This is a genomic window from Flavobacterium suzhouense, from assembly GCF_042684765.1.
In the GTDB taxonomy this organism is placed as follows: domain Bacteria; phylum Bacteroidota; class Bacteroidia; order Flavobacteriales; family Flavobacteriaceae; genus Flavobacterium; species Flavobacterium suzhouense.
Window position 1 is genome coordinate 291,876 of sequence record NZ_JBHUMD010000007.1, and the last position, 20,307, is coordinate 312,182.

Here is a 20,307-nt window from a genome sequence, read left to right on the forward strand (position 1 = left end):
CGGTGCCTGTTATTATATTTTAAAGGTGTTATTCGACCATTAATTTTCGTGTTGCAGATGCATCTCCTTCTTTTACCTTTACAAAGTACATTCCACGTGAAAGGGAAGAGATATTAAGTTCTTTAGCTCCACCGTTAAGGGTTACCTGCATTACTCTGTTTCCAACCGTGTTGTAAATCTCTATTTCTTTAGAGATGCTTGGTTTAGCAGTTGTAATGTAAATCCTGTCTGCTTTGGCAGGATTTGGGTAAATGTTAAGTCCTTCTATAGGCTCTTTACCGGCTACAGAAGTCCCTCTGCTTTCCTGAGCTACGGCGCTAAGAGAAAACAGGCAGGTGAGTAGTAAGGCAATATAAAAGTATTTTTTTGTCATATGGTGTAATATTGTGTAAATATACGAAAGATGTTTCAAATATTATACCAAAATGCAATTTTTGTTAAAATAGCAGAAAGATATGTTTTTGCAACATGCTAATAGATGTTTTGGTTTGTTTAATATGCTGTAAATTAATGGTATATAAAAAAAACGCCCGCAGGCTTGCGGGCGTTTAAAATAATTTCAGACCTGAAATTATGTATAGAGATGTACTTTGTTAATTAGAAAGCATATCCAGTCCATCCGAATGCTGAAGTATCAGCACCACCAGAAGTACCAGCAGTTACGTTGATTGAAGCAGCATTAACACCTGGCTTAAGGTCTGTTAGGTTAAGGATAGCACCGCTAGCGTTAAAAGTTACCGAAGTACTAGCCATAGCATCACCTAAAGAGTCAGTACAGTCAACTAGATCGTCAGGAGCAACTGTAGCAGATGCAGACCAAACAACTAGAGTGTTAGAGATGTTAGCACCACTACCTCTTCTGATTTTGATAACGTCTGAAAGAGCAACAGGAGCGTTGTTTACGATTGTAAGACCAGAGATAGTTGGGTTAGACTGACCAGCCTGAGTTGGGTTAAGACCGTCCAGGTTACCATCAGCTTCGATACCTCTTGGGTCAGAAGATACAGCTGTGTAAGCAGCTTCTCTAACAGCATAAGCGTTAGTGATAGTACCAGTATATCCTTGAGTCCAGTCGATCATATCATCTTTAGCGTTAACTACAAGAAGGTTAGTTACGTTTACTGAACCACCGAAGAATTCGATAGCATCGTCGTCACCATTGTAGATAGCGATGTTAGAGATTGAAGTACCTTTACCTACACCGTAGCAAGTAAGACCGTTAAATTCTTTTTCACCGTTGATACGAGCACCAGAATATCTGATTACAACGTGGTTAAGAACACCAGAGTTATCGTTAGCATCATCACCACCGTAGAAATGGTCAACAACTTCAGTTACAGCTGTACCACCACCGCTGATAGGTGCTTTACCACAAAGGATAACTCCACCCCAGTCACCTGGCTCAGGTGTAGCAGCGTTAGATGTAAAAGTTACAGGAGCAGCTTCAGTTCCCTGAGCATCAAGTTTAGCACCTTGCTCAACAATAACGTAAACGTCAGTTCCACCAGCAGCAGCTTTGATAGTAGTACCAGCAGCAAGCTTAAGTGTGTAAGGCTGTCTTACGATAAGGCCACTTGTAAGAACATATTCACCAGCAGGAAGCTCGATGTTAGCACCGATAATACCTTTAAGGTTAGTAGCGTCAAAATCAGGATCTTCTAAAGAAGTGATTACACCGTCAGCAACACCCGGGTTAACTGCAGGTTTAGAATCATCGTCTCCACAAGCTACGAAGAAGCTTGCTACTAAAGAAAGCATAAGAACTTTTTTCATTGTGTTCATAGTTTTGAAAATTAAAGTCAATTAAAAGTTTAAAATTTATATAGTTATTGTATTTACTTATTATAGTGTCCAGTTAAGGCCGAACGATACAAACATACCTTTACGATAGTTGCTTATAATAGATTCTGTAGGTACACCATTTATGGTAGTGTCTTGTGTTAGTCTGTATCTTGGGTTAAGTAAGTTTTTAACTCCCAGGCTAAGCTGTAGCTTTTTGTCTTTGATGTCAAATTTATTAATGAAATCAAGGGTTGGCACGCTTTTCTCTATTATGTTTTCGTTACTATTTGTGCCTACTGAGTAAACTTTGTCAGCAAAGTATGAGAAAACAAGAGTTGATAGTAAAGCTGTTTTATCATCGCTTACATTGTAGCTAAGGTCGGTATTGATAAGTAGCGGAGATGCACCCTGCATTTTTCCTTTATCATGCGTAAACTGTACTGTGAATTTGTCAGTATCAACATCATTCTGTACCTGCTCAGTATATAGGTATGAAGCATTAAGTCCGAATGTCAGGTCTTTTTTGCGGGTATCGCTTCCTAATCTGAAAATGTTTTTTCTTACTTCTAATTCAGCACCCGCTACGAAAGCTTTGTCTGTGTTAACATAAGAAAGGTCGTTAGCAGCAGAAAGGATTCTCATACGGCTGATAGGGTCTTTGATGTATTTGTATAAACCACCGATTGAGATAATTTCGTTGTCAGACATATACCAGTCATATTTAAGGTCAACGTTATAATCTGTTGATGGTAATAGGTTCGGGTTACCCATTTCTGAGATGTTTACATCTTCATAAAGGAAAGCTGCTGTTTCTTTAAACTGAGGCATTGTATATGTTTGGCTCGCTGCGAAACGGATAGCATTTTTCTCGTTTAAAGAGTATTTCAGGTTAAGGCTCGGTAAGAAATAATCTTTGTCGATTGTAGAAGGGTCTATCGCAAGATTGTTTACGCTACTTGAAAGGTTAGTATCCCAGTCAATTTTCTGGCTTACTTTTTCATAACGTACACCTGCCTGAACTGTTAGGTTTTCGCTGAATGGGTATACCATTTGTGCAAAACCTGCATAGATTTGTCTGTCAGCAAGGTAGTAGAAAGGATCTAGTGCGTTAGCGTTTTTACCTCTTGTAGTTACAAGGTCAAAACCTCCATTGTTTTTTCCAAGCGTCAGGTTTTCCTGGTTGAATACTGCGTCCGGGTTGTTCGGGTTTACCGGTACCGGGTTGTTAAAGTCGTAGTTGATCTGAGTGAAATCAAAAGTTCTGTCAGTACTACGCATGTTGAATCCTGCCGTTAATACTTTTTTCAGGTTGCTTTCCGGGTTAAATGTATATTCTCCTTCAATTTTACCGGCAACATCATTTTCTTCAAGAGTAGAGTACCAACGGTTGTTAAGTCCTGCTGAGTTACTCGCTACAGTATATCCATTACCGTTTGTTCCGTTATAGTCGTAGTCATAAGAGTTTGTACGTCTGTCCGGCTGGCTCGATCTGATAGTGTTATAAGTTACACCTGCGTTTGCTTTTATCTTATCAGTAAATCTGTATTCACCTAATAACTGGTTAACGAACAGGTTGTTGTTGTTTAACTGCTGACGACGGATAATTGAGTTGTTAGCGTCGTTATTGTCATTGATATTTTTTGCAAAACCACGATAATCTCCTACAGACTGGTTGTTGTCGTGAATGAAAAGGGTGTTGTATGAAATACTTCTTTGGTTTCCAAATTTGTATTTTACGTTTCCTAAAGCCGACTGAGTCGCTTTATATTCTGATTTTTCAAAATTCATGTCCATTCCTGCACCACCCTGAGGGTTAACCTGACGAGCCTGGCCATGTTTGTAAGTAAAGTCGCTTGAACTTTGTACTGTGGCAAATACTGAAAGTGATTTTTCTCCACCCAGGTCAAATTTACCACCTCCTGCAATGTTGAAGCTTGAATTGATAAGGTTGTTTTTTTGTACAGGGTTAAAGCTGGTTTTAAAGTCGTAGCTTTTAAGGTTTGTAAGCGGAATATCTTTTCCGTTCTCTAAGAAACCAAAGTAATTATAAGCACCATCAGCTACAAGGAAATTACCTGCACCTACAGCATTAGTGTTATATCCTGTGCCTATACCTGCGTTAAGGTAGCTTCTTTTATCAACTTCTTTAGAGGAGATGTCTATATTAGCACCTGCATTATCTCCATAAATATCAGCACTGAATGTTTTGTTGATATTGATGTTCTTGATAATTGATGAACCAAAGAACTCAAGAGATATGTTTTTATATACCGGATCTTCTGAAGGTAATGGTAATCCGTTTAATGTTGTAGAGTTATAACGGTCACCAAGTCCACGTACGAATACGTTGTTTACGTCATCTGATTTTGATACCCCTGATGTTTTTACAACAGCTGCAGCAGCGTCACTAATACCTTTACGGCTAAGTTCCTGCGCTCCAATAGCCTGTTTCATCTCGATGGCATTTTGTTGTTCTGCTATAAGAGCTGATTCTTTCTCGCGGCTTACAATTTTTTCGATTACTACGTCCTGTAGTTGTACGCTCGTAGATTCAAGTGCTTTGTTTACTGTTATAGTCTGATTAGCTTTTACAGTAACCTGTACTTCGGCATTGTGATAGCCTAAAAATGCAAATATTAATGTTTGAGGTCCTTCATTCGCTGTAATAGAGTAATTACCGTTTTCATCGGCGTTAACAGCTATTTTAGTTCCTTTTACAAGTACGCTGGCAAATGGCAGCGTTTCATTACCCATGTCTTTGTCTGTAATGGTACCTGTAACAGTACCCTTGTTTTGTGCAAAGCCCAGAGTTACAAAAAACAGTGCAATTAATAAAAATCTAAGTTTCATTTCGTGTGTTATAATTTTTGCTGCAAAGTAACTGCCGCGATTTTGATGCTGTGTTACATAATCGTTATCACTGAATTTGGTATTTATTATTAAATTGTTAAGGCATTAAATAATTGTTAACACGTTTGATGGTTTTGTATTATCTTTACCTTTGAGCCCGAAAACATAGATGAATTATCATTATGAAGAAAAAAGAGATCAAGATCTTACTGGTTGACGATGAGCAGGATATCCTGGAAATTGTAGGCTACAACCTGACACAGGAGGGGTATCAGGTGTCTACCGCGGTTAATGGAAAAGAAGCAGTAGCAAAAGCAAAAAAAGAACTTCCGCATCTTATTATTATAGATGTAATGATGCCTGAGATGGATGGCATGGAAGCGGTAGAGAACATCAGGAAAATACCTGAGCTTAGCAACGTTATCATTACATTCCTTACTGCACGTAGCGAAGATTATTCACAAGTGGCAGGATTTGATGCAGGTGCAGATGATTATATTGCGAAACCGATCAAGCCGAAATTGCTTGTAAGCAAAGTAAAAGCATTGCTTAGAAGACTTAAGGATGATGAAACCAAAGAAGACGTTCTGAGAGTTGGTAACATCGAGATCAACCGTGAAGAATATAAAATAGTATTGGAAGACAAAGAAATTGTTTTACCAAGAAAAGAGTTTGAACTGTTTTATCTTTTAGCTTCTAAACCGGGTAAAGTATTTAAAAGAGAAGAAATTCTTGATAAGGTTTGGGGTAACGAAGTGGTTGTAGGCGGACGTACAATTGACGTTCACATCAGGAAGCTTCGCGAGAAAATAGGCGATGATTTATTTAAAACCATAAAAGGAGTGGGCTATAAGCTCGAAATTTAGTGGCAATAAACTTTAAAAAAACATATAGGTTTGCCGTAAAATCGGCACTTTATATATCACTTTTCTCAACCGCCTTCATGGCGGTTATGTTGCATTATTTCCAGACGTTAAACTGGAATTTTGTTGTAATATTCTCCATAGCATTATTCATATTTTCATTTTTTGTGCTGCAGTACAGGGTGGAGCGTTTTATTTACCGAAGGGTAAAAAAAATATATGATGATGTGTCGCTCTTAGAATCGAGTAGTTTCAGGAATAAATCCATTACTACCGATATGGCTACTCTTACCCGAGAGGTTGAGAAGTTTGCCCGAGATAAGAAAATTGAGATCGAAACCCTTAAAATCCGCGAGGAATACCGAAGAGAATTCCTGGGGAATGTTTCGCATGAGCTAAAAACACCCTTATTTACTGTTCAGGGGTATATCCTTACGCTGCTTGACGGCGCCATGAATGATAAGGAATTGCGAAAAAAATACCTTCAGCGTGCTGAAAAAGGAGTTGAAAGACTTATCTACATAGTGCAGGATCTTGATATGATCACCAAACTAGAGGTAGGTGACCTTAATCTTAGTTTTACCCGTTTTAATATTGTAGATGTTATACAAAATGTATTTGACCTTCTTGAGATGAAAGCCGATGCCAAGGGAATCATGCTGATGTTCGACATGAAGTACTATAAGCCTATAATGGTATATGGTGATCAGGAGAAAATACAGCAGGTGGTAACCAATTTGGTTGTGAATTCTATTAAATATGGTAAAGAGAACGGAACGACTGAGGTGGCTATCGAAGATCTGGTAAACAACAAGATAATCGTTCGTATAAAAGATAACGGTGAGGGTATCGAGAAAAAGAACATCTCACGCCTTTTTGAACGCTTCTTCCGTGTAGATAAGAGTGGTGCCCGTACCGAAGGTGGTTCCGGTCTTGGACTTGCTATCGTAAAACACATAATAGAAGCCCACGACGAAAAAATGTATGTAGAGAGTGAATACGGGAAAGGATCAGAATTCTCATTTACCCTCGAAAAGACAAAATAAGTCTTTCCATTTCATATCACCTGCGATATGTTTTAAACCCTTATAGTGATCTGCCTTGCGCAGATCACTTATTTTAAAATCGTTTTGTGTGGCATAAGGCACCAATCCTGATTTCTTTAATTTTTTTGCCAGATATTCCTGTTCATACCTTCCGGGAGTTGGTATAAAAAAAGCCTTTCTTCCCATCTGTGCCAAATCCATTATGGTGCTGTAGCCCGAACGGCAAAGTATCACTTCACTTTGGTTAAAGGCATCTTCAAGGGCAGCGCTATTCATAAAGTTATAAAAGGTAATATTACCATCCTGAATAACTTCTTCATCGGCTTCTACTACACCACGCACAAAAAGGGTCTTGCCGGAATAGTTTTTCAGTTCTTCACGTAGTTTTTCTTCCAGCATACGACGTTGTGGTTCGGTACCGGAGAGTATCACCATTAGATCATACTTTTTAGCGATAGGCTTTTTGTGAAGGCGGCTTAGAGGGCCGATGTATTTTAACCTGAGGCTGTTTTCTTCACTATGGCCCAGTTTGCCTGAAAGGTTCGGCGCGTGTTCAACGTCGGGAACCCAGCATTCGTTATATTTTTTAATGAACCTACGATGCAGTGGTGTGGTTATCCATGTAGTGGTTCCGGTAAGGACATTTAATTGATGTGTTATAAATACCGATGGTATTGACTTAGATCGTGCGCCAAGCCTGTTGTCGGAAATTATACCTTGTATGGCATACTCTTTAATGATATTACGAATGATCCTTTTTTCAGTGCGTATGGCTTTTAGCATCTGTGGCAGCAGCCTGATGATTTTAAGCTTAAAGAATACGCCTCTCTTGGCATATTCTATATGATAATGTGGTAATTCAAGAGCTGTTAAGTGAGGAAACTCTTTTTTTAGCAATGCGAGCGCAATACCGTCAGATGCGATTATAGGTTCGTATCCGTGGTTTTCGAGTGCTTCAATAACGGGGATGCAGCGTGTAGCATGGCCTAGCCCCCAGTTGAGCGGGGCAACGAGTATTCTCTTTTTATACGACAAAGCGGTGTTTTTTGATAACTATTTAATAAGTGCAATCTAAAATTATTTCCAGTGTCGTATATTTCCATAATTTTACCAAAAATTTAAATTAAGACGTGGGAAGCAAGAACAAACTCAAAAGGTTTAGGGAAAACGAAACATTTGGCAACGTAATGCAGCCTTCAAGAGAAGAGGCGGTAGCAGGAGATTTTGCGTTGAAAGGCAAATGGAATGAATTTTTTAAGAACGATAATCCTATTGTGCTGGAGCTTGGCTGTGGTAAAGGAGAATATTCGGTAGGACTGGCAGAGCGCTATCCTGATACTAACTTTATTGGTATTGATATTAAGGGAGCCCGTTTTTGGAGAGGTGCCAAGACTGCTGTAGAGAATGGTTTGCATAATGTAGCTTTCCTTCGTACGCAGATTGAGCTTATCGAGCACTTTTTTGCCGAAGGCGAAGTAACCGAGATATGGATTACCTTCCCGGATCCTCAGATTAAATACAAGCGTACCAAACACAGGCTTACCAACTCTGAGTTTCTTCAGCGTTATAAAAAAATACTTAAAAAAGATGGTTTCATGAACCTTAAGACCGATAGCGAATTCATGCATGGTTATACGCTCGGGTTGCTGCACGGCGAAGGACATGAAGTTATTTATGCGAACCACAACGTTTACCGCAACGAAGGTGCTCCTGAAGTGGTTACGGCGATACAAACGTTTTACGAACAACAATATCTTGAGCAAAATAAGCCTATAACCTATATTAAGTTTAAAATAAAATAAAGGATGAAATTAATAGTACCGGTGGGATTGGGCTTTTTAGTATCGTTTGTTGCTACTCTGTTGCCGGGACTGTTAAACATGACTGCTGCAAAAATCAGCCTGCGCGAAGGGCGGGCCAATGCCAGGTTTTTTAGCTTTGGTGCTGCGTTAATTTTATTTGTACAGGCTTATATCGCGGTTACATTTGCCAAACTGATTAACCGTAGTCCGGATATTCTTTTAAATATTCAGGAAGCCGGGGTTTGTATTTTTGGCATACTGACTGTTTATTTTCTCTTTTTTGCCAAAACAAAAAAGAAAGAAGATGATGATGAGTTAGAACGTTTATCAAAAAGAAGAAGTAAGACAGGTAACTTTTTCCTAGGGGCTCTTATTTCTGCACTTAACTTTTTTGCCATTCCTTATTATGTTTTTTTAGGGGTGTCGTTTTCGGCATCTAAAACATTTGAATTTACCAATCTGCCTATCTTCTTATTTGTACTTGGGGCCTCATTAGGGGCTTACACAGTATTCTATATTTACATTGCCTTTTTTAAGAGGTTTGAGCATAAAACCGATTTCCTGATGCGAAATGTAAACTATCTTATCGGTACCATTACAGGGCTTATTGCCATAGTAACGCTTATTAAGATGTTTCGCAACTAAAGCTGTGTAATATGGCTAAAGATGACAATTTTTTCGAAAGAGTATATGATGTTGCCCGCCTTATTCCCTACGGTAGGGTAACCAGCTATGGTGCTATTGCCAAATGTCTTGGTGCAGCACGTTCGGCACGAATGGTGGGATGGGCAATGAACGCCTGTCACGGGCGTGACGATGTCCCTGCGCACAGGGTTGTAAACCGCGTAGGGCTACTTTCGGGAAAGCACCATTTTGAAGGTACTAACCTTATGCAGCAACTCTTAGAGAGCGAAGGCGTAAAGGTAAAAGACAACAAAATCGTGAACTTCGAAAAATACTTTTGGGATCCGGTAAAGGAACTGAGTATTTAGATTGTTCGATTGTTAGACTGTTGGATGTTTCGATGGTTGCCTTGTTGGTTTGAGCGTAGCGTAGCTCAGTTGAAAAATCTAAAAGATTTCTCCTTTCGGCGAAATGACAAAAAACTAACGATTAAATCGTTAAATCCTCAAAAGGATTACCTCATAAAACTTTACCATATAAACTTTTCATACTATCTTTGCAATTTGAAATCAGTCTTAATAAGAGGCTGTTAGCATAATATAAATCATGAAGTTAGACAGAAAAGAGATACTAAGCGCCCTTGAAACCATTACACTTGCCGGAGAAGGCCAGAACATGGTAGAAAGTGGTGCTGTTAGAAACGTGCTTACGTTTGGAGATGAAGTTGTGGTGGAGCTTGTTATGACAACTCCTGCAATGCATATTCGTAAAAGGGCTGAGGCCGATATCATAAAAACAATACAGGAAAAAATACATGCCGATGCTAAGGTGAAAGTAAACGTAAAAGTTGAAGCGCCTGAAAAACCTGAAATTAAAGGTAAAGCAATACCGGGAATCAGCAATATTATTGCCGTATCATCGGGTAAAGGTGGTGTTGGAAAATCTACAGTAACGGCAAATCTTGCTGTTACCCTTTCTAAAATGGGCTTTAAGGTAGGTGTTCTTGATGCCGATATCTATGGTCCCTCAATGCCTATAATGTTTGACGTAGAGCGTGAGCGCCCAATATCTGTAGAAGTTGATGGAAAATCTAAAATGAAACCTATTACCAGTTATGGTGTAGAGATACTTTCGATAGGATTCTTTACAAGTCCTGAACAGGCAGTAATCTGGAGAGGGCCGATGGCTTCAAAAGCATTGAACCAGATGATTTTTGATGCTGATTGGGGTGAGCTTGACTTTATGTTACTTGATCTTCCTCCGGGAACAGGTGATATCCACCTTTCTATCATGCAGTCGCTTCCTATTACAGGAGCTGTTGTGGTTAGTACGCCGCAGGCAGTAGCTTTGGCAGATGCTAAAAAAGGTGTAGCGATGTTTCAGCAGGAAAGTATTAATGTTCCTGTGTTGGGAATTATTGAGAACATGGCTTACTTTACACCAGACGAACTTCCGGATAACAAATACTACATCTTTGGTAAAGAAGGGGCTAAAAACCTTGCCGAAGATCTTGATGTGCCGTTCTTAGGAGAAATTCCAATCGTTCAGAGCATACGCGAGGCAGGAGATTACGGACGTCCGGCTGCATTGCAGACTGCTACGCCGCTTGAAGCTGCTTTTGAGGAACTGGCTCGTAACGTAGTTCAGGAAACGGTAAACAGAAATGACAACCTTCCGCCTACAGAGGCAATAAAAATAACGACTATGGCCGGCTGTTCGGCTGTTAAAAAGAAATAACAATGACGACAGAAGAAATTACACTTAATGTGGAAAAGGCACTGGATGAGATCCGTCCGTTCCTTGAGTCAGACGGAGGTAATATTACACTAATAGGCATAGAGGACGATAAGCACGTTAAAGTGCGCCTTGAAGGTGCCTGTGTAGGCTGCAGTGTAAACCAGATGACACTTAAGGCCGGTGTGGAAACTACAATTAAAAAATATGTACCGCAGATAGAAACCGTGGTTAACGTTGCCTAATCTATAGTGTGCAGCAGCTTAGCATAAGCTGATATTTATCATAAATAAAACAAACAGTTTTAAAGAGATTTGTGCTTTAAAACTGTTTATCTTATTAACTCAAAATGATTACAACCGATATACTTATTATAGGCGCAGGGCCCACAGGTCTTTTTGCCGTGTTTGAAGCCGGACTTCTTAAATTAAAATGTCACATTGTAGACGGGCTTCCACAGCCGGGAGGGCAACTTACCGAGCTGTATCCTAAAAAACCTATTTTTGATATCCCGGGTTACCCGTCGGTACTTGCCGGCGACCTTGTAGATAACCTGATGGAGCAGATAAAACAGTTTCAGCCTGGTTTTACACTTAATGAAAAGGCAGAAACCATTCAGAAACTGGAAGATGGAACTTTTATAGTAACGACTAATAAAGGTACTGAACACCATGCTAAAGCGATAGCTATTGCAGGTGGTCTTGGTAGCTTTGAGCCTCGTAAGCCATTAATTGAAGATATCGAATTCTACGAAGATAAAGGTGTTGAGTATTTTGTGAAAGATCCTGAGCTTTTCCGTGATAAGAAGATCGTGATTGCAGGAGGTGGAGACTCGGCGCTTGACTGGAGTATCTTCCTTGCTGATGTTGCTTCTCACGTTACGCTTATCCACAGAAGGAATGAGTTTAGGGGAGCGCTTGATTCTGTTGAGAAAGTACAGGAGCTTAAAAAAGCGGGTAAGATACAGCTCATCACTCCTGCAGAGGTTACAGGTATTCACGGAGCTGAAAAAGTTGAAGCTCTTGATGTTGAGATTGATGGTGCACACCAGCGCATAGAAACGGATTACTTCATTCCGCTTTTTGGTCTTACACCAAAACTGGGTGCAATAGCCAATTGGGGACTAGAAATAGAAAAGAATGCTATAAAAGTTAATAATGCCCTGGATTATCAAACCAATGTGGAAGGCATTTATGCTATTGGCGACATCAATACGTATCCGGGTAAGCTAAAACTTATCCTTTGTGGTTTCCACGAGGCGACGCTAATGTGTCAGAGCGTTTATAATAAGCTGAATCCGGGTAAAAAATATGTGCTTAAATACACTACCGTAAGCGGTGTGGATGGTTTTGACGGTACACGCAAAGAAGCCGAGAAACAAGTGGTTAAAGCAATAGAGTAATAGTTGAAGGTTTGAATGTTGAATGTTTAAAAGTTTTTACAAGAACTTTATAACTTTCAACATTACAACGTTAAGAACTAAAAAATGGATATTACAATAAAAATTACAGACAGAGAAGGGATTGTCCACGAAGTGCAGGCACCTACTGATATGTCTATGAATATAATGGAGTTGGTAAGGTCGTATGAGTTGGCTCCTGAAGGGACTATAGGTATTTGCGGAGGTATGGCAATGTGCGCTTCCTGCCAGTGCTACATTTTAAATGATGTAGCATTGCCTGAAATGAGTGCCGATGAAGATGCGATGCTTAGTGAAGCTTTTAATGTTAAGCCAAACAGTCGTCTTGGTTGCCAGATAAACCTAACACCCGAACTGGAAGGGCTCGAGCTGGAGCTTGCTCCTGAATAATATACAGCGCTCCTAAAAGGAGCGCTATTTTTTTAGGAAAACTTTTGCATTTTTCGGAAATAAAAATATCTTTGGAGATATTATGATGATAAATGCCGATGGATATGAATTACTCGCCAGGACTTCATAAACTGCTTACACTTCGCGTAGAAAACAGCGCGAAACTTACTTCGTTGCAGGGCTTTGAATCCGTTACAGCTACTATTCTTGATAAATATGACCTTGAAAAGGTTGGGTTTTCTTCCCATGTTTTTGATAATGGAAGTTTTACTGCCGCAGTCTGTTTAAAGGAATCGCATATTTGCATACACACATGGCCTGAATTTTCACAACTCACCATTGATATTTACCTGTGCAATTACCTTAGGGATAATAGTCATAAGGTAAAGCAGGTGGCTGCTGATTATATTGCCTATTTTGAAGCCGGAGTGTTGAACGATTTTGAAATTAACCGATAGTATGCAGATAAAGTGTATTAAATGCGGCACTGTAACCGAAGCGGCAGGAGTAGATTTTGAAGTTGTAAACTTTGGTTGCCCCAATTGCAAAAAAGTTACTTCCTATGAAAAGGTGCCAGAAGGTGCTATTGTAGACGATCTTAGTAATAACCGGCCTGCCCCTGCATTGTCTGTGGGGCAAAAGGGTATGCTTAAAGGTAAGGAGTATACCGTTACCGCAATTATTGTCAAAAAAGTAGATCCTATTTACTTCTGGACAGAATATATACTCACTTCTGCGGATAATGAATGGCTTTATCTGTCAGAAACCGAAGGGCACTGGATACTGCTTCATGAAGTTGAAGACCGCTATGATGTAGAAGATTACCCTCAAACGCTGGTGTATGATGATATACACATGAATATTTATGATCATTCGAACACGAGGATTATAAGCGCGCAGGGATTTTTTAGCTATGAGCTGCCTAACGGAAGGGTAAAAATGATTGAATACATCAATCCGCCTTATATATTCTCTATAGAAATAGACAGAAATGAAGCTTCTTTTTTTGGAGAACATATTTCTAAAGGTGATGTGAAAAAGGCTTTTAATGTAAAGTCCATGCCTTATAAAGCAGGCGTTGGGATTGTGCAGCCTTATTTGATCAATATAAGGAAAATGGCAATTACCTTTTGTTGTGTGGCGGTACTTATTCTTGTGAGCCACTTAATTATTTATTCCGGCAGACAGAGTACAACAGTGGTAAAAGAAGCGCTTAGCTTTAGTGAATCCGATGGTAAAGATTTTGTAACAAAACCTTTTACATTAGAGGGAGGATCTGCACCGCTTACCATATCGGTACATTCGGATGTAAATAACTCGTGGGCATCGGTTCAGGTAGCATTGATCAACGAAAAAACGAGTGACGAGGTATATGCTAATAAGGATATAGAGTATTATCATGGCTATGAAAGTGGTGAACACTGGTCAGAAGGTGATACCAATGAAAATTTTAATATCTGTGGTGTGAGTGCTGGGACATATCATTTGGTCATAACACCTCAAAAAGCTCCTGAAGACGCTAACAATAACTTTATTTCGGTAGAGGCTGAGTGGAATAAACCATCGGTTTGGAACATGGTGATACCTATAATAATTATGCTGGTTGTTACAGTAGTATGTTATTATCTGGGTGTTTATTTTGAACAAAGGAGATGGGCTGACAGTAGTTATTCTCCTTACTCATCAACTTAATAATTATGGATAAAGAAAAGATAATTGCTTTTTTAAAGCAGAATTATATAGCATTGGCAATTGGCATTTTTTTCTATCTGGTATACCTGCAGTTTACTTTTGCAGGTAACAGGATTTGTGATTGCGAATCGACAGAGAAATATAAGCCGGCTTCGGGCTCAGGAGGACGTGTGGGAGTTAACAGATTTTATCATAAATAAAAATACATATCATGGAACATTTACTATGGCAAATTACAGGTTCGATACTTTTTTCATTTTTAGGCCTTGCGGTACTGCTTGTAGCCTATTATATTGTGGAAAAACTGACACCTGAAAACACATGGAAAGAAATTGTTGAGAATAAAAATGTAGCGTTGGCTATTGTTTTTGGTGCATTTATAATAGGAATCGCGATTATTATCAGCGGAGCAATACATGGTTAAAAAATTACTTAAGTTTGAGGTACTGCTATTGCTTGCCGTTTTTACCATTGCCACATGCGGTCTCGTTTACGAGCTGGTCGCGGGTACGCTTGCGAGTTATCTGCTTGGGGATTCAGTAAAGCAGTTCTCATTTATTATTGGGGTTTATCTCTTCTCGATGGGGATAGGCTCTTATTTTTCAAAATTCATCAGAAAAAATCTTCTCAATACATTTGTTGAGATAGAGATACTTGTCGGGCTTATTGGCGGACTAAGTTCTGTACTGCTGTTTGTGCTGTTTGAGAGTGTCTATTATTTTCAGTTCATATTATACTTTTTGGTATTCATAACCGGCTGCCTTGTCGGGCTTGAAATACCACTGTTAATGAACATCCTTAAAGATAAGGTTAAATTCCGCGATCTGGTATCGAATGTATTTACGTTCGATTATATCGGGGCATTACTGGCGTCAATATTGTTTCCTTTGGTACTTGTGCCACAATTGGGAATTATGAGAACGTCACTGTTCTTTGGGATGATAAACATAAGTATCGCTATAGTGCTATGCGTGGTACTGAAAAAAGAACTGAAAAATCAGGGATTATTACAGGCTAAGGCAATACTTTCGTTTATAATACTGGTAGCGGTGTTTATTTTTTCGGAGCAGATTCTGTCATATTCAGAGTCTAAGCTCTATGGTGAAAATATTGTGTATACACACGCAACACCGTATCAACGAATTGTGCTCACGCATAACAAAAGTGATTACAGGCTTTATCTCAACAATAACCTTCAGTTTAGCTCAAAAGACGAATACCGTTATCATGAGGCATTGGTTCATCCGGCAATGTCAGTGGCAAAAAAGGTAGATAATGTTTTGGTTATGGGTGGAGGCGATGGCCTGGCTGTTCGTGAAATCCTGAAGTATAAAGATGTAAAAAGCATTACGCTGGTGGATCTTGATGAGGGTATGACAAAACTGTTTGAAACCAATAAGATACTAACAGATTTTAATGGAAGCTCCCTTACAAACCCAAAAGTAACAGTAATAAACAGCGATGCCTATATATGGGCTAAGACTTGTAAAAAACAGTTTGACGTTGCCATTATTGATTTTCCCGATCCTTCTAATTATAGCCTTGGGAAATTATATTCACTTAACTTTTACAGGACACTGCAACATATATTAACACCCGATGCTGTAGTAACCATACAGACTACTTCGCCTTATTTTGCACCTAAATCGTTTTGGTGTATCAATAAGACTGTTGCCCAAATATTACCAAAAACAGATGCTTACCATGTTTATGTGCCTTCGTTTGGTGAATGGGGTTATACTATTGCTTCTAACAATCCGTCGGCTGGTTTTAATAATGTAAGACGAAAGGTAGAAGGGCTTAGGTTTTATAATTATGACTACAGCAAACTGAGTGTCTTTTCTAAAGATATGGTTGCTGATGAGATAGAAATTAACAGGCTGGATAACCAGATACTAGTTCGCTATTTTGATGAAGAATGGGGAAAATTATAATAGGCGTAACTTCTTAAAAAGTATTGCAGGAGCATTGCTTTTGGTGCCGGCAGTTCAGGCTTGCAGGCAAAAGGCTATATCGCTCATTGTAAAGCTTACCGGAACCACCCATATTTTGGGTCACAGGCTTTGGGCTAAAGATTTTCCTAAATCGACTAAAGAAATAGAAATACCTTACCTGATCGTTGGTGGAGGTATTTCGGGATTAAGTGCTGCCCGTCAGCTTACCCGCAAAGGGATTGATGATTTTTTGCTTTTTGAACTTGAAAATCATACGGGGGGTAATTCTTCATCAGGAGAAAATAAGTATTCAAAATATCCTCTGGGAGCACACTATTTACCACTTCCGAACTTTCATGATAAGGAACTTTTGGCTTTTTTAGAGGAGGAAAACATTATTACCGGATATGACAGTAATGGTTTTCCTGAATTTGATGAGGAACAGCTTACGTTTGCTCCTCAGGAACGCCTGTTTTATAAAAACTCATGGCAGGAAGGCCTGGTTCCTAAGTATGGATTAGGTTCTGTTGCCAATAAGGAATTCTGGAGCTTTTTTGTAATGATGGAGGATTACAGACAGGCTAAAGGTGCCGACGGGAAATATAGTTTTGATATTCCTATATCAAATACTACTAACGATCCTAAGCATATGCTGCTTGATCTAATGACAATGAAAGAATGGTTGGTGCAGACAGGTTTTACAACTTCGGAGTTATTTGAATATGTAAATTATTGTTGCCGTGATGATTTTGGGTTGGGTATAGATTATGTCTCGGCTTGGGCAGGTATTCATTACTTTGCTGCCCGAAAACACAATGCAGGTGATAAGTATAAAGAAAATGTGCTAACATGGCCGGAAGGAAATGCAAGGCTGGCGACACATCTTAAAAAATATTCCAAAGGCAAAACGCTGGTAAATCATATTGTTTATGATGTTGCCTTAGCGGATGGAAAAGCACTTGTGACAGTTTTTGATGCATCAAAGAATGAGTCGATAACTATAAGAGCAGGAAAAGTAATTATGGCAACGCCACAGTTTGTAAATGCTTATTTGTTGCCGGAGAGAAAAAAACTTTCTCAAAAGTTCACCTATGCACCGTGGCTGTTGGCAACGCTGACATTAACAGAACTGCCGGATGATTTTAGCCAGCCATTAAGCTGGGATAATGTTATCTTCAAAGGAAAGGGACTCGGCTATATCTACGATCAGCACCAGTCGGTAAAACAGTTGCAGGACAGGGTGGTGATTACCTACTATCACAGTTTTTCTTCTGCAGATAGCAAAAAGAACAGAAAATGGGTTTATAAGACTTCAAAAGAGTATTGGAAAGATTTTGTAATTTCTGATTTAAAGACTGCCCATCCGGGTATTGAGACGTTTATTGAGCAAATTGATATTCATATAGTAGGGCACGGAATGATAAGCCCTGTGCCGGAGTTTATTTTTGGGGAAGCTAAGGCTTTGTCTGCAAAAAGTATTGATAACACTATTTACTTTGCTCATAGTGACCTGTCGGGGATTTCTATATTTGAAGAGGCCTTTCATCAGGGTATAAATGCTGTAAACAAAATGCTCAATGAAACAACCCTGGATAGATAAAGCTAAAACCGACAGTCTGTTTATATTGTCGCCTCCTTTTGTAATATTGGCAATAGTATTCTTTTGTCAGGGATGGTTACATACTCTTGAAGCGCATTATTCTTTTTATACCTGGCTTTTTTTTGTGGTCTTTATAGATGTAGCTCATGTGTATGCTACACTTTTTAAGACCTACCTCGTACCTAAAGCTTTTCAGGAACGAAAAAAACTGCTTATTGCGCTTCCGGTAATCTGTTTTTTCATAGGTGTGATATTATTCATGCTTGGTAGTAAAGTATTTTGGGTAACGCTTGCTTATGTTGCAGTATTTCACTTCATACGTCAGCAATACGGTTTTATGAGGCTTTATTCACGATATGAAACTAAAACAAGACTTGGTGTTTTTCTGGATAATCTCACTATATATACAGCTACGGGTTATCCTATGCTTTACTGGTTTATGAGTCCGCAGCGCAATTTTACATGGTTTATGAAAGATGAATTCTTTACCTATAAAAATGATGCGTTACTTGATGTTGCCAGATATCTTTATTTCATTATCCTTGGAATATATGTTTTAAGGATAGGATTGACATATTTTAAAACCATGCAGTTTAATATTCCTAAGAATTTAATTATAACAGGGACAGCACTATCGTGGTATTTTGGTATTGTATATTTTAATAATGATCTTGTTTTTACCATGCTCAATATAGTTTCGCATGGTATTCCTTATATGGCACTTATCTATCTTAAAGAGATAAAGCAGGATAAATCAGGTAGTATTGGATTGATTCATTATCTCAATACTTACAAAGGTGTTTTTGTCTATGCCGCAATATTGATAGTATTGGCATTTTCGGAAGAATACCTTTGGGAGATAATGGTTTGGAATGAGCAGTTTACGTTAACTGGTTCAGGTGCTTTTGAAAACTGGCATTTTTTACTTGTGCCTATTTTAGTTGTACCTCAGTTTACACATTATCTTTTAGATGGATTTATATGGAAAACAAAAAAGGCACCCTGAAAACAGAATGCCTTTGTGTATTTAAGAAGTTTTATAGCTAGTTCTTGATGAACTTGATAGTTTTAGACTCGCTTCCTTTGAATATTTTGATGATATAAATCCCATTAGCGTAACCAGATGTGTTTACAGTAAGGTTAGACTCGCTGCTTACTTTTACGTTAGCTACAGTTTGTCCTAAAGTGTTATAGATAACATAGCTGTCAGGAAATTCTCCGTTAGCGACAGAAATGTTTAACTCATTTTGTGCAGGGTTAGGATATACTGTTGTTTCGCGCAGTGCATCAAAGTCAGCAGTTGTAAGAAGACCGCAAACTCCTGATGTAAGTAACGAAGCTCTTCTGTCAGCACTTTCAAGAACGGTACGCATTCTTGTCTTCTGATCATTAGTGAAGATGTTCATACAGATATCGTTTGAATAATCCATATAGTTGTTAATCATATCAAGTCCGTCTTGATTTGGACAAGAGTCGATTCCAAACTGACAGCCATAGTTAGCCTGTGCCGAAAATGGTGTATCGTTACAATAGTCAGTATTGGTTGTACAGTTGCTGCCATCTCCCCAAATGTGTCTTAGTCCTAGATAGTGGCCAACTTCGTGTGTCGTAGTTCTACCCTGATTATATGATGAATTATAGCTTCCTTGTGGATAGTAGGTAGAAGATCCGAAACATTGATAGCTTATAATAACGCCGTCAGTGAATGCAAAGCCAGACTGGTCTAAACCAGGTAGTCCTGATCCCTGAGGGAACTGTGCATATCCTAAAACATCACTAAGATCGCCACCAAAACGACAAACCCAAATGTTAAGGTATTTTTCAGGATCCCATTGTGTTTCTGGTTTAAGATATGATTCAACCTGAGCTCTTTCCCAACTTGAAACTCCTAAATTTGTTCTGGTAATACCCGTTGTCGGCTGACCGGTTTCGTTTATCTGAGCAAGACAGAATTCGATTTGAGTATCGGCACCTACAAGATCTTCATTATATCCCGGAGTGTTAAATGCTCTTCTATAATCTTCATTTAGAACTCTGATTTGAGAAAGTATTTGCGCATCTGTGATGTTTTCGCCAGATCCAATGGCATCGCCGTTATGAATGACATGAACTACAACAGGAATTGTTACTATTGCATTTGATGATTTTTGACCTGCTGCATTTAATTTCCTTTCAGTGATTTTGTTGTTAATCCAAGATTCAAACTGGGCATCTTTTGCTCTGTTTGGATTGTTTTCCTGAAGAAATTTTTCATACTCGGTAGAAATACAACGGATAATTCCGTTTTCAGGATTTGCATTCTCAGTTATGCTTTTGCCAAATGTTTTGGGAGCATTTTGAGCATTTATGAACATTGGTAATGAAAAGCATAAAGCCAATGTTGCATTTTTAAATGTTAAAATTTTTTTCATGTAGTTAATAGAGGTATTCATTTTTTTAGCGCCGCAAGATATTCAAATTCAGCGGTATTGAAAAATTTTAATAGTTAAATATTAATATTCTGTTAAGAATAGATGTCAAAACTTTTCAAAGGTTGCGTAAAAGCAAAAGAATAAACTAAAAAAATGTAT

General features: G+C 38.8%; 21 protein-coding genes. 16 read left to right on the plus strand and 5 right to left on the minus strand.

The window, feature by feature from the left end; all coding sequences use genetic code 11:
- Window positions 1-28: 28 nt before the first annotated feature.
- From ACFSR3_RS06560 to ACFSR3_RS06570, 3 genes are all read right to left on the minus strand, one after another.
- A complete protein-coding gene (locus ACFSR3_RS06560) occupies window positions 29-373 on the minus strand; it encodes a T9SS type A sorting domain-containing protein (protein ID WP_379820253.1) in 345 nt (114 codons plus the stop codon).
- Window positions 374-597: 224 nt separating this feature from the next.
- Window positions 598-1,773, minus strand: a complete 1,176-nt coding sequence (locus tag ACFSR3_RS06565; protein WP_379820254.1) for a hypothetical protein — start codon at window positions 1,771-1,773, stop codon at window positions 598-600.
- Window positions 1,774-1,842: 69 nt separating this feature from the next.
- Window positions 1,843-4,632, minus strand: coding sequence for a TonB-dependent receptor (locus tag ACFSR3_RS06570; protein WP_379820255.1), 2,790 nt, complete (start codon window positions 4,630-4,632; stop codon window positions 1,843-1,845).
- Between the two features lie 182 nt (window positions 4,633-4,814).
- Here ACFSR3_RS06570 and ACFSR3_RS06575 point away from each other — a divergent pair, with 182 nt between their 5' ends.
- Window positions 4,815-5,498 carry a response regulator transcription factor gene (locus ACFSR3_RS06575; RefSeq protein ID WP_114756255.1) on the plus strand — a complete coding sequence of 228 codons (684 nt, stop codon included), beginning with the start codon at window positions 4,815-4,817 and terminating at the stop codon, window positions 5,496-5,498.
- Entirely contained in the window at window positions 5,498-6,541 is a 1,044-nt protein-coding gene (locus ACFSR3_RS06580; RefSeq protein ID WP_379820256.1) for a sensor histidine kinase, read from the plus strand. The genes ACFSR3_RS06575 and ACFSR3_RS06580 overlap by 1 nt, the downstream gene beginning before the upstream one ends.
- On the opposite strand, the gene ACFSR3_RS06585 is transcribed toward ACFSR3_RS06580, so the two are convergent.
- Window positions 6,515-7,576, minus strand: coding sequence for a glycosyltransferase (locus ACFSR3_RS06585; RefSeq protein WP_379820257.1), 1,062 nt, complete (start codon window positions 7,574-7,576; stop codon window positions 6,515-6,517). The two genes, ACFSR3_RS06580 and ACFSR3_RS06585, sit on opposite strands and share 27 nt — an antisense overlap.
- Before the next feature lie 95 nt (window positions 7,577-7,671).
- On the opposite strand from ACFSR3_RS06585, the gene trmB reads away from it, so the two are divergent.
- The 14 genes from trmB to ACFSR3_RS06655 all read left to right on the plus strand — a co-directional run bounded on the left by trmB (window position 7,672) and on the right by ACFSR3_RS06655 (window position 18,743).
- Complete coding sequence (gene trmB / locus ACFSR3_RS06590) at window positions 7,672-8,343, plus strand: tRNA (guanosine(46)-N7)-methyltransferase TrmB (protein WP_169519748.1); 672 nt, start codon at window positions 7,672-7,674, stop codon at window positions 8,341-8,343.
- A 3-nt stretch (window positions 8,344-8,346) separates the two neighbouring features.
- Window positions 8,347-8,988 (plus strand): LysE family transporter, encoded by a 642-nt coding sequence (locus tag ACFSR3_RS06595; protein WP_169519747.1) that lies wholly within the window; start codon window positions 8,347-8,349, stop codon window positions 8,986-8,988.
- Window positions 8,989-8,999: 11 nt separating this feature from the next.
- Window positions 9,000-9,335 (plus strand): MGMT family protein, encoded by a 336-nt coding sequence (locus ACFSR3_RS06600; protein ID WP_379820258.1) that lies wholly within the window; start codon window positions 9,000-9,002, stop codon window positions 9,333-9,335.
- A 238-nt stretch (window positions 9,336-9,573) separates the two neighbouring features.
- Window positions 9,574-10,704: an Mrp/NBP35 family ATP-binding protein gene (locus ACFSR3_RS06605; protein WP_379820259.1), complete on the plus strand. Its 1,131-nt coding sequence runs from the start codon at window positions 9,574-9,576 to the stop codon at window positions 10,702-10,704.
- Between the two features lie 2 nt (window positions 10,705-10,706).
- Window positions 10,707-10,946, plus strand: a complete 240-nt coding sequence (locus ACFSR3_RS06610; RefSeq protein WP_114756262.1) for a NifU family protein — start codon at window positions 10,707-10,709, stop codon at window positions 10,944-10,946.
- Window positions 10,947-11,050: 104 nt separating this feature from the next.
- On the plus strand, window positions 11,051-12,103 hold the full coding sequence (locus ACFSR3_RS06615) for an NAD(P)/FAD-dependent oxidoreductase (RefSeq protein ID WP_379820260.1): 1,053 nt from the start codon (window positions 11,051-11,053) through the stop codon (window positions 12,101-12,103).
- A gap of 84 nt (window positions 12,104-12,187) precedes the next feature.
- Complete coding sequence (locus ACFSR3_RS06620) at window positions 12,188-12,511, plus strand: ferredoxin (protein WP_379820261.1); 324 nt, start codon at window positions 12,188-12,190, stop codon at window positions 12,509-12,511.
- A gap of 104 nt (window positions 12,512-12,615) precedes the next feature.
- Window positions 12,616-12,969 (plus strand): S-adenosylmethionine decarboxylase family protein, encoded by a 354-nt coding sequence (locus ACFSR3_RS06625; RefSeq protein ID WP_379820262.1) that lies wholly within the window; start codon window positions 12,616-12,618, stop codon window positions 12,967-12,969.
- Window position 12,970: 1 nt separating this feature from the next.
- Complete coding sequence (locus ACFSR3_RS06630) at window positions 12,971-14,203, plus strand: DUF4178 domain-containing protein (protein WP_379820263.1); 1,233 nt, start codon at window positions 12,971-12,973, stop codon at window positions 14,201-14,203.
- A gap of 5 nt (window positions 14,204-14,208) precedes the next feature.
- Entirely contained in the window at window positions 14,209-14,403 is a 195-nt protein-coding gene (locus tag ACFSR3_RS06635) for a hypothetical protein (RefSeq protein ID WP_114756266.1), read from the plus strand.
- Between the two features lie 11 nt (window positions 14,404-14,414).
- Window positions 14,415-14,627, plus strand: coding sequence for a DUF350 domain-containing protein (locus ACFSR3_RS06640; RefSeq protein WP_169519740.1), 213 nt, complete (start codon window positions 14,415-14,417; stop codon window positions 14,625-14,627).
- A complete protein-coding gene (locus ACFSR3_RS06645; RefSeq protein ID WP_379820264.1) occupies window positions 14,620-16,137 on the plus strand; it encodes a polyamine aminopropyltransferase in 1,518 nt (505 codons plus the stop codon). Before ACFSR3_RS06640 ends, ACFSR3_RS06645 begins: the two co-directional genes overlap by 8 nt.
- Window positions 16,115-17,737, plus strand: a complete 1,623-nt coding sequence (locus tag ACFSR3_RS06650) for an NAD(P)/FAD-dependent oxidoreductase (protein WP_379820265.1) — start codon at window positions 16,115-16,117, stop codon at window positions 17,735-17,737. Before ACFSR3_RS06645 ends, ACFSR3_RS06650 begins: the two co-directional genes overlap by 23 nt.
- Entirely contained in the window at window positions 17,715-18,743 is a 1,029-nt protein-coding gene (locus tag ACFSR3_RS06655; RefSeq protein ID WP_379820266.1) for a hypothetical protein, read from the plus strand. Before ACFSR3_RS06650 ends, ACFSR3_RS06655 begins: the two co-directional genes overlap by 23 nt.
- Before the next feature lie 37 nt (window positions 18,744-18,780).
- Here ACFSR3_RS06655 and ACFSR3_RS06660 read toward each other — a convergent pair whose 3' ends face one another.
- Window positions 18,781-20,148, minus strand: coding sequence for a M43 family zinc metalloprotease (locus ACFSR3_RS06660; RefSeq protein ID WP_379820267.1), 1,368 nt, complete (start codon window positions 20,146-20,148; stop codon window positions 18,781-18,783).
- Window positions 20,149-20,307: the final 159 nt, after the last annotated feature.

Bases quoted from the DNA above. Each gene is read 5' to 3' on its own strand.
- ACFSR3_RS06650 (WP_379820265.1), top strand. From the start codon at position 16,115: ATGAAGAATGGGGAAAATTATAATAGGCGTAACTTCTTAAAAAGTATT.
- ACFSR3_RS06640 (WP_169519740.1), top strand. From the start codon at position 14,415: ATGGAACATTTACTATGGCAAATTACAGGTTCGATACTTTTTTCATTT.
- ACFSR3_RS06600 (WP_379820258.1), top strand. From the start codon at position 9,000: ATGGCTAAAGATGACAATTTTTTCGAAAGAGTATATGATGTTGCCCGC.
- ACFSR3_RS06620 (WP_379820261.1), top strand. From the start codon at position 12,188: ATGGATATTACAATAAAAATTACAGACAGAGAAGGGATTGTCCACGAA.
- ACFSR3_RS06635 (WP_114756266.1), top strand. From the start codon at position 14,209: ATGGATAAAGAAAAGATAATTGCTTTTTTAAAGCAGAATTATATAGCA.
- ACFSR3_RS06625 (WP_379820262.1), top strand. From the start codon at position 12,616: ATGAATTACTCGCCAGGACTTCATAAACTGCTTACACTTCGCGTAGAA.
- ACFSR3_RS06570 (WP_379820255.1), bottom strand. From the start codon at position 4,632: ATGAAACTTAGATTTTTATTAATTGCACTGTTTTTTGTAACTCTGGGC.
- ACFSR3_RS06660 (WP_379820267.1), bottom strand. From the start codon at position 20,148: ATGAAAAAAATTTTAACATTTAAAAATGCAACATTGGCTTTATGCTTT.
- ACFSR3_RS06565 (WP_379820254.1), bottom strand. From the start codon at position 1,773: ATGAAAAAAGTTCTTATGCTTTCTTTAGTAGCAAGCTTCTTCGTAGCT.
- ACFSR3_RS06560 (WP_379820253.1), bottom strand. From the start codon at position 373: ATGACAAAAAAATACTTTTATATTGCCTTACTACTCACCTGCCTGTTT.
- ACFSR3_RS06575 (WP_114756255.1), top strand. From the start codon at position 4,815: ATGAAGAAAAAAGAGATCAAGATCTTACTGGTTGACGATGAGCAGGAT.
- ACFSR3_RS06605 (WP_379820259.1), top strand. From the start codon at position 9,574: ATGAAGTTAGACAGAAAAGAGATACTAAGCGCCCTTGAAACCATTACA.
- ACFSR3_RS06610 (WP_114756262.1), top strand. From the start codon at position 10,707: ATGACGACAGAAGAAATTACACTTAATGTGGAAAAGGCACTGGATGAG.
- ACFSR3_RS06630 (WP_379820263.1), top strand. From the start codon at position 12,971: ATGCAGATAAAGTGTATTAAATGCGGCACTGTAACCGAAGCGGCAGGA.
- ACFSR3_RS06615 (WP_379820260.1), top strand. From the start codon at position 11,051: ATGATTACAACCGATATACTTATTATAGGCGCAGGGCCCACAGGTCTT.
- ACFSR3_RS06595 (WP_169519747.1), top strand. From the start codon at position 8,347: ATGAAATTAATAGTACCGGTGGGATTGGGCTTTTTAGTATCGTTTGTT.
- ACFSR3_RS06645 (WP_379820264.1), top strand. From the start codon at position 14,620: ATGGTTAAAAAATTACTTAAGTTTGAGGTACTGCTATTGCTTGCCGTT.
- ACFSR3_RS06655 (WP_379820266.1), top strand. From the start codon at position 17,715: ATGAAACAACCCTGGATAGATAAAGCTAAAACCGACAGTCTGTTTATA.